Origin of the sequence: uncultured Turicibacter sp. (genome assembly GCF_938044715.1) — a bacterium.
Lineage (GTDB): Bacteria > Bacillota_I > Bacilli_A > MOL361 > Turicibacteraceae > Turicibacter > Turicibacter sanguinis.
On record NZ_CALIOS010000116.1, the window covers coordinates 52,603 to 63,719 of the forward strand.

Consider the following 11,117-nt stretch of genomic DNA (forward strand, 5'->3'; position numbering starts at 1 on the left):
CTCAATGGAAAGTAATACAAAAAAAGTTACCTCAACATGGGCTAAAGTATTGATTTACATTGCGTTATCACTTGGAGCAATTATCATGCTTTTCCCATTCATCTTCATGATTTTAACATCATTTAAAACATATTCAGAATCTATTGCTGTTCCACCAAAATTATTACCTGAAATTTTCCAATTTGAAAATTATAAAACAGCAATGGAAATGGCACCTTTTGATGTTTATTTTAAAAATACTGTTATTTCAGCAGTTGGAAATACAGTATTAACCATTTTCGTAACAATTTTTGCAGCATTTGCGTTTACACGTTATAAATTTTTCGGAAGTAACACAATTTTCACTTTATTATTAGCAACGATGATGGTTCCAGGTGAAATGTTAATTATCCAAAACTATCAAACTGTATCAGCATTAGGATGGATTGATTCATTCAAAGGATTAATTCTTCCATATATTGCGAATGTCTTCTATATCTTCTTATTAAGACAATACTTTATGCAAATTCCAGAACAATTATATAAAGCAGCAAAAATTGATGGATGTAGCGATTGGAAATACTTATGGAAAATCATTATTCCAAATACGATTAGTGCTGTCGCAACAATTGGTATTTTAAACTTTATCGCAAGCTGGAATGCATTCTTATGGCCATTATTAATTACAAATAAAGATAGTATGCGTGTTTTAACAATCGGGTTAACTCACTTTACAAATGAATCAGGATCACAAGTTCATTTACAAATGGCTGCTGCAACAATCATTATTGTTCCAGTTGTGATTATTTACTTATTCTTACAGAAATACATTATCAGTGGGGTAACTCGTGGAGGATTAAAAGGATAGTCCTTGTATACTAAATTATTATGAAGTAGGTATTAAATGGGGTATTAAAGGAGATAATCCTTTTATACATAGATAAATAACTCAATGAATTGTGAGTAGGAGGACTACAAAGTGAAAAAATTATTTACATCATTATCACTTTTAGCTGGTGTAACAACTTTAGTAGCTTGTTCAAGTGGGAAAGACACAGGAACAACTAATGAATCTACAGCTGAATTAGTGACTACAATTGAATCACCTGTAACAATCGAATTCTGGCATGCAATGTCAGGAACAAATCAAGAAGCAGTAGATGCATTAGTAGAGCAATTCAATACGACAGTTGGGGCTGAAAAAGGAATTACTGTAAAATCAGTTTATCAAGGTGCTTACAATGATTTAAAAACTAAAACAACAGCTGCTTTAAAATCTGGTTCAGCTCCAGCAATTTCACAAGCATATCCTGATTGGGTTGCAGAATATTTACAATCAGGTGCAGTTGTAGCATTGGATGATTATATTAATGATAAAGAAGTTGGAATTTCTGATTTTGATGATATTATTGAAGCTTATCGTGCAGAAAATAGCCAATATGAAGGTGGAAAATTCTATTCTTTACCTTTCAACAAATCAACAGAAGTTTTATACTATAACAAAACATTCTTCGAAGAAAATGGATTAGAAGTTCCAACAACTTGGGAAGAAGTTGAAGCTGTTTCAGCTAAAATTACTGAATTAACTGGTAAACCAGCATTCGGTCATGATTCATCACAAAACTACTTCATTACAATGGTTCAGCAATTTGGTGGAGAATATACAAATTCTAAAGGTGACATTTTATTCTCAGAAGATAATGCACAAGCAGCTATTGAAGCTTTAACATTAATGCAACGTAATACTGATGCTGGATACTGGCGTTTAGCTGGAGAAGATAAATACATGTCTGGTCCATTCATGAGTAATTTAGTTCAAATGTATATTGGTTCTTCTGCTGGTTATTCTCATATTGCTTCAGCTGAATTCGAAGTTGGGGTAGCACCAATTCCTCAAGTTTCTAAAGAAACTGAAGCTGTTATTCAACAAGGAACTAACGTTGTAGTATTTAACCAAAATAAAACTCCTGAAGAAGTTTATGCAGCATATGAATTTGCAAAATACTTATCTTCATATGAAGGAAATTTATACTTCGCAACTCATACTTCTTACTTACCAATCCGCCAATCAGTTATTGATTCAGCAGATTATCAAGCATATGTAACAGAGTCTAATGATCAAACGAAAATTGTAGGACCATCTCAAGATAGTGCTTTCTTCTATGATCCATCATTCTTCACTGATACATTCTCTTCTTACAATGTACGTACAGCAGTTGGTCAAGCTGTTGAGCAAGTTGTATTAAATGGAGTATCTCCTGAACAAGCAGTTCAAGATGCCTTAAATCAATTAAAATAATTTGATTATGAATAGAGGTAGAATTTCTACCTCTATTTTTTCTTTATAATTTGATAGAGTGTCATAATTTGACGTATAATTAAAGTAGGTAATCATTTTTATATTAGGAGGTTCAATATGTCAATTCAACAAGAGATTTTAAAGAAAATTGAAGAATTTGAAACAATTATTATTCACCGTCACGTCATTCCAGATGGAGATGCATATGGTTCATCATTTGGATTAGCTGAAATCATTCGTGAAAGTTTTGAGGGGAAGAAAGTTTACCTTGTAGGCGAGGAAGTAGCTTATTTAAATTACATTGGTCATACAGAAGAAATTGAAGATGAACTATATAACAATGCTTTAGTTATCATTACAGATACATCGAACGCAGCACGTATTTCAGATGAACGTTGGAAATTAGGTGCTTTCAAAATTAAAATCGATCATCATCCATTTAGCGATGAATATGCAGATATTGAGTGGATTGATACAAGTTATACATCAACTTGTGAAATGATTACAGATTTATTAGTTAAGAATAATTTAAAAACAAATGATAACGGTGCTCGTTGCTTATTCAATGGAATTGTATCAGATACAGGACGCTTCTTATTCCGTGGAGTAAGTGAGCAAACATTCCGTTATGCATCAGAATTATTAAAATATAATTTTGATATGGTAGAGTTATACTCAAAAATGTATACACAATCTAAAGAATTAGCACGTTTTAAAGGTTATGCGGTTTGTAACTTTGAAGAAACGGCTCATGGTGTTGGGTATTTAAAATTAACAGATGAATTATTACAATCTTTAAACGTAAATGAATTAGCAGCTTCAGCTAACGTTAATACGTTGGCAAACATTGAAGGAATTAAAATTTGGGCATTTTTTGTTGAAAATGCTGAAGGAAATGATATTCGCGTTAATTTACGTTCAAGTGGGGCAGCCGTTAATGAAATTGCTAAAAAATATGGCGGAGGTGGTCATGTGCAAGCAGCAGGTGCTCGTGTAATGGATTGGGAAACTGTTGATGCGATGATTGCTGACTTGGATGAATTAGCTCAAAATAACTAAGGAGATGATGTCATGAAAATTTTAATTACAAATGATGATGGAATAAAAGCGCCAGGAATTGCAGCCTTAGCTGAAATTGCATCAAAATTTGGTGATATTTATGTGATTGCTCCTCATCAAAATAATAGTGCAGTAGGACATGGAATTACAATGCGCCGTCCCTTAAAAGCTTATATTGAATCAATTCCTTATACCAAACTGGCTTATGGAATTGATGGGACACCAGCTGATTGCGTGAAATATGCCCTTGGTCATTTGAAGATTCAACCCGATTTGGTTTTATCAGGTATTAATGATGAACGTAATGTTGGGACTGATGTTTTATATTCAGGAACAGTATCGGGTGCGCTTGAAGCAAATCTTTGTGGATATCCTTCTATTGCTGTATCAACAACAGAGTCAAACTTTGAGGTAGTAAAAAAATATTTGCCTCAACTATTTGAAAAGCTATTTTCTCAAAAATTAGAATCAAATATTACATTTAATATTAATTTCCCTTCATTAACGGAACCTAAAGGAATTAAAGTTGCAAGTTTAGGAGTTACACGTTATGATGAAGTTTATGTTGAAGAAGATGGTGGCCATAAATTATCAGGTCCATTTATCGATATTGAACAATCTGAGGATACAGATGTAAAATCTATTCAAAAAGGTTATATTACTATTACTCCGTTAAAAATTAAGCTAGATGATGATGATAAAATAAAAGAATTACAAAAATTATTTTAATTTAATATAAAAAATCCTGAGATTTTTTCTCAGGATTTTTAACATGCTATTTTTTGTTTAAATAAAGCTTGATATTCTTTTTTTAAATCTGTATAGCGGTCCAGATAAGGTTTAGAATCAATACTTAATTCGTAAACTAAAGTATCGTAATGAGTAACGATAAATTCTACAATATCAGCATCAATTTTATAGTCACGTGCTAAGTTCTCTAAAATATTGATAATTTTCTCTTTTGGAAATTCTTGTTTATAGCTTCTCACGCCAAGGAGAGCACTCATAATATCAGCAATACTAATAATGCGAACCGGAATTGAAAGTTGATGATCTTTTAAACCAAAAGGATAACCGCTACCATCTAATTTCTCATGATGATAAGCTGCCATTTCAACGATATCTTTAGAACAGATACAATTTAAAATGTCATATGTAATCGTAACATGTTGTTTCATAATTTCCATCTCACTAGAAGTAAGTTTTGTTGGTTTTTCTAAAATTTCGATGGGAGTAGCGATTTTTCCAATATCATGCATCGTCGCTGCAAATGCAAGATTCGTTACCACTTCATCATCAAGTCCTAGTTTTATTGCGATAATCTTTGATAAACTAGTCACTGTTATAGTATGGATGAGCGTACTCTCACTTCTAAAATCAATCATATACATCATCATTCTAACGTATTCCATCGTTGTTTCTTTAGAGGGCTCGAAATGATTTAAAAAATGATATAATTCCTTTAAATATCGCCCATCTATTACTTTGCTTATTAATTCTTCTGATTGATTAACTTCTTTAAAATAGTCGAGAAGGGAAGAGTTTAGAGGAGAATGTAAAATCTTTTTCAAGGCTTCATCTGTGATATATGATTTACGATGAATAAATAATGATATCTTATCTAGGAGATTTAAGAGAATAGTCTCATCTTTATAAGGAAAATCTAGTTTTTCATATTCTATTATAGAATCGTGATGATGGAGGATAATATCTGATAAATGAGATAAAGGTGAAAAATATTTAATAAATAAAGAACCACAGATTGAATGCAGATGTGGATTTGGTGAAGTATTATAAAGAAATTCACTAAAATCTTTTGTTTTATAAGTACCAATATCATGGAATAAAGCAATGAGAGTAAGGTTAACGAGCTCTTCCTCAGTATATTTTCCTGTATGTTGAAGAGTTTTCCAGTAAAGAAAAGCTACTTGTTCACAGTGTCGGTCTAATCTAGTATCAATGTAGTTAAAACATTTTTGAAAAACTAACATAATGTCTTTAAATGTAAAGTTGTTCATCTGTATCCTCCGCGTCTATTCATGTAAATATTTTATCATAATTTGTATTTTAAATGTAAAAAAATGTATAGTATGCAGATAAGGGGATTTTTCTTTCTTTTCAAATTTAAAATTAACGTGTAAAATTATTATGAAATGATAAGCAGGAGGAAATTATAATGAAAACTGTATTAGATAAGTTACAACAAAATGAAAAGATTTTTCAATTTATTAAGTTTGTAATCGTTGGTGGTTTTGCAACAGTTATTCATTACGGAGTGTATTTAGCACTTGAATATGGAATTTCTGTAAATGCCAATATTGCCTTTACAATAGGATATATTATCAGCTTTATCTTTAACTACTTTGCTTCAACAGCCTTTACATTCAAAACAGAAGCAAGTGCATCAAATGGAATCAAATTTGCTGGCGCACATTTAATCAACTATTTTGTTCAAATGATCTTACTAAACATATTCCTTGCAATCGGAATCAACCAATCATTTGCACCAATTCTCGTATTCCCAATCGCCATGATCATCAACTTCTTCATGGTACGATTCGCACTTAAGAAGTAGGGACCCGGCTACGTAGTAAGCCTCAGGCGAGCTCGTAGCTATCCTCAACTGGTGGGCAGGGAGTCCTCGGGGGAGCGAACAATCCACCGCTGCTGAGTCTATAAAGGATTATAGCCTGATACAAATAACTTTTAAAAATGCGAAGTTAGGTGTCCATAATTGATGGGGGATAATAAGTAATAGCTCTTTTCTATTTCTAAATATAATGAAACAATAAAAAAAGTCTCTATCTTTGCATTTAAGATAGGGACTTTTTTATTAATCGATAAGTCGACGTAAATTTTTTTGTATTAAGGTGACTCTTTTAAATTAATGGCGAAATATAGGTAGACTGTTTTTTCTTATTGTTCATTAGATGAAGACACTGTTTTAAAATATCAATTCCTTTGATGATGTCCGCTTCTGTACATGCTGCAAAACTTAAACGCATATATTGATTTAGATGAGTATCTTCCGTTGGACTGAATAGTTTTCCTGGGGTCGTAATTAGTGAATGAGATAAACAAAGATCATAAAGTTCATTAGCATTAAGATGTGGCGGCAGTTGAATCCAAAAATGAAGGCCACCATGTGGAATATGAAATTTGACATCATATGCTTTTAATTTATTTAATTCTTGAACCATGATATCGTATTTTTTCTTATAAATAATTCGCATTTGATTAATATGTTCATCCCATTGACCTTCACGTAAATATAAATCTACTGTACGTTGGATTAATCCAGATGATGAAATATCTGTATGATGTTTGGCATTCATAATATCTGTAGAGAGGGGAGAGGGAACAAGGATAAATCCAATACGAAGACCAGGCATCATAATTTTAGAGAAACTTTTTATATAAATAACACGTTCATTTTGATCTAGACTTTTGAAACTGATATTGCTAGCATCAGGTTCATAATTTAGCTCAGACATTGAATCATCCTCAACAATATAGAAGTCGTATAGTTGCGCGAGTTCTATTAAACGTTTCATTTTTTTTAAGGAATAAGTCACGGTACTAGGGTTTTGATATTTAGTCATGACATATAAAAGTTTTGGTCGAACAGTTAGTAGTGCTGCTTCTAATTCAGAAAGATTAAGGCCATCCTCTTCTAAGCTGATTCCTTTAATTAAAACATCTCGAGATTTGAAAACAGCTAAAGCTCCTGTATAGGTTGGGTCTTCAACGAATACACAGTCACCGCTTCCAAGAAGTGTTTTACCAATAATATCAATTCCTTGTTGGGCACCTGATACAATTTGAATTGAGTTAGGTGAAACCTCAAGTTTTTGATGGCGTTTTAGGTATTGGCATAAACTTTCACGAAGAGGTTCATATCCATTACTTTCTTGATATCCAAAGGCGTATCCCTGATCTCGATCGAGAACATAATTTAGATAATGTTTAAATGAGGCAATTGGAAAGATGCTTGGTTCAGGTGTGGCACTCGCAAAGTTAATTTGGTTGTGTTCTAAATGCAGATGCTGACTTGTAATTTGTTGCATTGATAATTTAGGTGAGGGAATTGAGGGAGGAATGATTTGTTTTTCTTTAACGTAATAACCGCTCCCTTTTTTTGCAATGACAAGTCCAAGTGTTTCAAGGTGTTTATACGCAGAAACAATCGTTACATTATTAACTTCGAGTAGAGTAGCTAATTTTCGAATAGAAGGAAGAGAGCGACCACCTTCTAATTGTTGGTGTTGAATCATAGTTGCTACTTGATTAGCGATTTGTAAATACATGGCTTCAGATTTATTCTTATCTAATTGTATGGGTACAGGTAACATTGTATTACTCCTTTTAAGTAATTGTATTGATTTATTAGGGATTATTTGGTATAAAATAATTGTTAGAAATCATTTTAATAATAATTGTTTCGATACAATTATTATATTGAAGATGAGTAAAAATGTAAAGGAGTGAGGAAAATGAGTGAACGTTATGAATTAAATAAGAATCTAGCTCAAATGCTAAAAGGTGGCGTTATTATGGACGTCGTAAATGTTGAGGAAGCTAAAATTGCAGAAGCTGCGGGGGCAGTTGCTGTTATGGCACTTGAACGAGTACCGTCTGATATTCGTGCGAAAGGCGGAGTAGCTCGTATGTCTGATCCTAAAATGATTAAAGAAATTCAAGAAGCAGTTAGTATCCCAGTAATGGCTAAAGTGCGCATTGGTCATTTAGTAGAAGCTCAAGTGCTTGAAGCACTTGAAATTGATTATATTGATGAAAGTGAAGTATTAACTCCAGCTGATGATGAATTCCATATTGATAAAACAGAGTTTAACGTACCATTTGTATGTGGGGCTAAAAACTTAGGGGAAGCACTTCGTCGTATTGGAGAAGGAGCCTCAATGATTCGTACGAAAGGAGAAGCGGGAACAGGAAATGTTGTAGAGGCAGTTCGCCATATGCGTACGATGAATAAAGAAATTCGTGAAATCCAAGCAGCAAGCAAACAAGAGTTAATGACAATAGCGAAAAATATGGGAGCTCCATATGACTTAGTGTGCTATGTTCATGAGCATGGAAAATTACCAGTTGTAAACTTTGCTGCAGGTGGAATTGCGACACCAGCTGATGCTGCCTTAATGATGCAACTTGGATGTGATGGGGTATTCGTAGGATCTGGAATTTTTAAATCAGATAATCCACAAAAACGTGCTGAAGCAATCGTTAAAGCTACTACTTATTATAATGATCCAAACATCATTGCACAGGTTTCAGAAGGATTAGGAGAAGCGATGAGTGGAATTGACATTCGTCAATTACCTGAAAATGAACAATACGCAAAACGAGGATGGTAGTATGAAAAACATTGGAGTCTTAGCTGTCCAAGGTGCCGTACAAGAGCATATGAACCTTTTAAGCCAACTAGACGATGTAAATCCACTTCTAGTAAAATATGAAGATGAGTTGGAAAAAATCGATGGTTTAATTATTCCAGGAGGAGAAAGTACCGCTATCGGACGGCTATTACGTGATTTTAATTTATTAAAACCACTGCGGAAAAAAATTAAAGATGGTTTACCTGTTTGGGGGACATGTGCTGGAATGATTATCCTGGCTAAAGAACTTGCTAAAGATTCAACAGTTCATTTAGGATTAATGGATATTGAAGTTGAGCGTAATGCTTATGGGCGACAATTAGGAAGTTTTAAAACGGAAGTGGAAATTGAGACAGTATCGTCCTCTAAAATTCCATTAGTGTTCATAAGAGCGCCATATGTTACTAAGGTAGGACCAGAGGTTTCAGTCATACTAGAACTTAATAATCATATCGTAGCATGTAAACAAGATAATATGCTTGTTACTTCATTTCATCCTGAATTAACGAACGATTTAAGTTTTCATCAGTATTTTTTAAATATGATTGATAAATAAAAAAAATGACCATTTCGGTCATTTTTTTATTTAGATAGAGAATACTAAAAGAAAATAAAAATATTTTAAAAGAGAAGGAATCAACATGAGAAAAGCAATCGGAAAATTATTATTTTGTTTAGTTTTTATATTTTTAATGACAGTAGCTATTTTAGATTATGAATCAACTCAATCTGCTGCTTTGATGCAACAGACTAGTCCCCAAATTATTCAAAGAGAGTCGGCAGAAGAGCTAATGGATAATACAAAAGAAATCCTTATTATTGATGTCCGTGATGCAGATGAATACGAGAAAGGTCATATTCGCAATGCCATAAACATACCATACAATCAATTAGAGCAACATCTTGATGAACTTATGGCCTATCAAGATACACCGATTATTATTTACTGTCAAAGTGGTAACCGTAGTAAGATAGCTGGTGAAAAATTAGAGGAACTTGGATTTACTAAAGTTTATGTGATAGAAGATAAAATGGATTAAAAAAAACCTACAATAGTAGGTTTAAGCAATATCAATTCCAAGTGCTTTATATTGTTCAATAACGCGCTCAATTTGATTACGTTTCCCTTGCATTTCATATAAAGTCACGAAAAATTTAGCACATGTTGTTGCTTCTTCCATTAAACCTTGATCCGCTAGAATGCTTCCCTTGCACATAAATAAATCGGCAACAACCGCAAAAGAACGTTCCTGTAAACAAGTTTTAATTCCTATTTCACAGACTTCAAGTGCTTTATCATAGTAATCTAGTCGATAATAAACATTGGCTAGGTTATAATACATACGGCCTAGTAAATTAATATCGTATTTATGATAATATTTTAAATAGTTCTCAATGATTAAGGGTAATAATTGAGAAGCTTCAACTAATTTATTATTGATAATATAGAATAGAATAATAATAGTATGAATAATATTTAATTCATTTAGGGTACGGAATCCCACACAAGCTTCTTCTAAATTTGTAAAGTTCATAGTTAGTTTTAACAAATCAATGTAGTATTCAATAGTTGGACTTTCATATTGGGGAAGATGAAATTTAGCAGCACCTTCATACCATCCTAAATATTGTTGAAAGTCTACTGGTGGATTAGGATGAAGAGAACGGTATTGATCGATTAATTCCATTAACGGAACAAAGTCTTTCTCGTAGAAATAATAATCTAATTGTTGCTTTAATTCAATGACTTCCATCGGATTTTCGTGGTTGGCAAAAAGCAGAAAAGGTTCTAGGTTCTCATTTAATTTTTTTGATAATGCACTGAGTAAAAATCCCGTTGGTAAATTCTCATTTTGCTCAATTCGAATAAGCTGGCGCTTTGTACAAATACCATCAGCTAACTTTTCTTGACTCAATTGTTTTTTTAATCTTAACTCTTTCAATACATTTCCGAAATAAATTTCGTTCATGAGCGTCCTCCTAACCCCCAGTATTTATTATTCTTATAATAAATAAACATCATGTGCTAAAAAGTAGAAAGTGAAAAAATAGTCACTTTACGTCTTATTTAATTTATTATATCATGAAAATAGCAAAAGTTGAGAGGAGAGACAAAGACAATGAAAAAAAATTTAAAACAATTAGTTGTTGCATTTGTATTAGGATTAGTATTAGTTCAAGGAGTTACTACAGTACAAGGTAGTCAACAACCTTCAACTCGTGCATCAATCGAACTTCCTTGGTGGTTATAATCAATAATTAAAAATTAAATTGGGGATATGAGATAGAGGGGAAAAGATGTGAATCATGATTCACATCTTTTTTTTATATTCCTGAGTTGTCAATTTAAATCAGACAATTATTCATCACAAACTAAGCAATTGGAA

The 11,117-nt window shown here is 32.6% G+C and carries 12 protein-coding genes; 9 read left to right on the forward strand and 3 right to left on the reverse strand.

Translation table 11 applies throughout. The features are described 5' to 3' along the window. Positions 1 to 4 precede the first annotated feature (4 nt). The 4 genes from QWC74_RS11095 to surE all read left to right on the forward strand — a co-directional run bounded on the left by QWC74_RS11095 (position 5) and on the right by surE (position 4,066). On the forward strand, positions 5 to 847 hold the full coding sequence (locus QWC74_RS11095) for a carbohydrate ABC transporter permease (protein ID WP_006785214.1): 843 nt from the start codon (positions 5 to 7) through the stop codon (positions 845 to 847). Between the two features lie 111 nt (positions 848 to 958). Continuing rightward, positions 959 to 2,278 carry an ABC transporter substrate-binding protein gene (locus tag QWC74_RS11100; RefSeq protein ID WP_006785215.1) on the forward strand — a complete coding sequence of 440 codons (1,320 nt, stop codon included), beginning with the start codon at positions 959 to 961 and terminating at the stop codon, positions 2,276 to 2,278. A gap of 117 nt (positions 2,279 to 2,395) precedes the next feature. Continuing rightward, on the forward strand, positions 2,396 to 3,337 hold the full coding sequence (locus tag QWC74_RS11105; RefSeq protein ID WP_006785216.1) for a bifunctional oligoribonuclease/PAP phosphatase NrnA: 942 nt from the start codon (positions 2,396 to 2,398) through the stop codon (positions 3,335 to 3,337). Positions 3,338 to 3,349: 12 nt separating this feature from the next. Further along, positions 3,350 to 4,066 (forward strand): 5'/3'-nucleotidase SurE, encoded by a 717-nt coding sequence (gene surE, locus QWC74_RS11110; RefSeq protein ID WP_006785217.1) that lies wholly within the window; start codon positions 3,350 to 3,352, stop codon positions 4,064 to 4,066. Between the two features lie 38 nt (positions 4,067 to 4,104). Here the strand turns inward: surE and QWC74_RS11115 are convergent, their stop codons facing one another. Then, positions 4,105 to 5,355 carry an HD domain-containing phosphohydrolase gene (locus QWC74_RS11115; RefSeq protein WP_006785218.1) on the reverse strand — a complete coding sequence of 417 codons (1,251 nt, stop codon included), beginning with the start codon at positions 5,353 to 5,355 and terminating at the stop codon, positions 4,105 to 4,107. Between the two features lie 158 nt (positions 5,356 to 5,513). Here QWC74_RS11115 and QWC74_RS11120 point away from each other — a divergent pair, with 158 nt between their 5' ends. Continuing rightward, entirely contained in the window at positions 5,514 to 5,912 is a 399-nt protein-coding gene (locus QWC74_RS11120) for a GtrA family protein (protein WP_006785219.1), read from the forward strand. Positions 5,913 to 6,216: 304 nt separating this feature from the next. Here QWC74_RS11120 and QWC74_RS11125 read toward each other — a convergent pair whose 3' ends face one another. Beyond that, positions 6,217 to 7,689 carry a PLP-dependent aminotransferase family protein gene (locus tag QWC74_RS11125; protein ID WP_006785220.1) on the reverse strand — a complete coding sequence of 491 codons (1,473 nt, stop codon included), beginning with the start codon at positions 7,687 to 7,689 and terminating at the stop codon, positions 6,217 to 6,219. A 141-nt stretch (positions 7,690 to 7,830) separates the two neighbouring features. On the opposite strand from QWC74_RS11125, the gene pdxS reads away from it, so the two are divergent. The 3 genes from pdxS to QWC74_RS11140 all read left to right on the forward strand — a co-directional run bounded on the left by pdxS (position 7,831) and on the right by QWC74_RS11140 (position 9,770). Beyond that, on the forward strand, positions 7,831 to 8,709 hold the full coding sequence (pdxS, locus tag QWC74_RS11130; RefSeq protein WP_006785221.1) for a pyridoxal 5'-phosphate synthase lyase subunit PdxS: 879 nt from the start codon (positions 7,831 to 7,833) through the stop codon (positions 8,707 to 8,709). A 1-nt stretch (position 8,710) separates the two neighbouring features. Continuing rightward, a complete protein-coding gene (gene pdxT, locus QWC74_RS11135) occupies positions 8,711 to 9,286 on the forward strand; it encodes a pyridoxal 5'-phosphate synthase glutaminase subunit PdxT (RefSeq protein WP_006785222.1) in 576 nt (191 codons plus the stop codon). An 85-nt stretch (positions 9,287 to 9,371) separates the two neighbouring features. Continuing rightward, positions 9,372 to 9,770, forward strand: coding sequence for a rhodanese-like domain-containing protein (locus QWC74_RS11140; RefSeq protein ID WP_006785223.1), 399 nt, complete (start codon positions 9,372 to 9,374; stop codon positions 9,768 to 9,770). 21 nt (positions 9,771 to 9,791) lie between these two features. Here the strand turns inward: QWC74_RS11140 and QWC74_RS11145 are convergent, their stop codons facing one another. Continuing rightward, positions 9,792 to 10,700 (reverse strand): helix-turn-helix domain-containing protein, encoded by a 909-nt coding sequence (locus tag QWC74_RS11145; protein ID WP_006785224.1) that lies wholly within the window; start codon positions 10,698 to 10,700, stop codon positions 9,792 to 9,794. A gap of 150 nt (positions 10,701 to 10,850) precedes the next feature. On the opposite strand from QWC74_RS11145, the gene QWC74_RS11150 reads away from it, so the two are divergent. Continuing rightward, complete coding sequence (locus tag QWC74_RS11150; protein ID WP_006785225.1) at positions 10,851 to 10,982, forward strand: hypothetical protein; 132 nt, start codon at positions 10,851 to 10,853, stop codon at positions 10,980 to 10,982. Positions 10,983 to 11,117 lie beyond the last annotated feature (135 nt).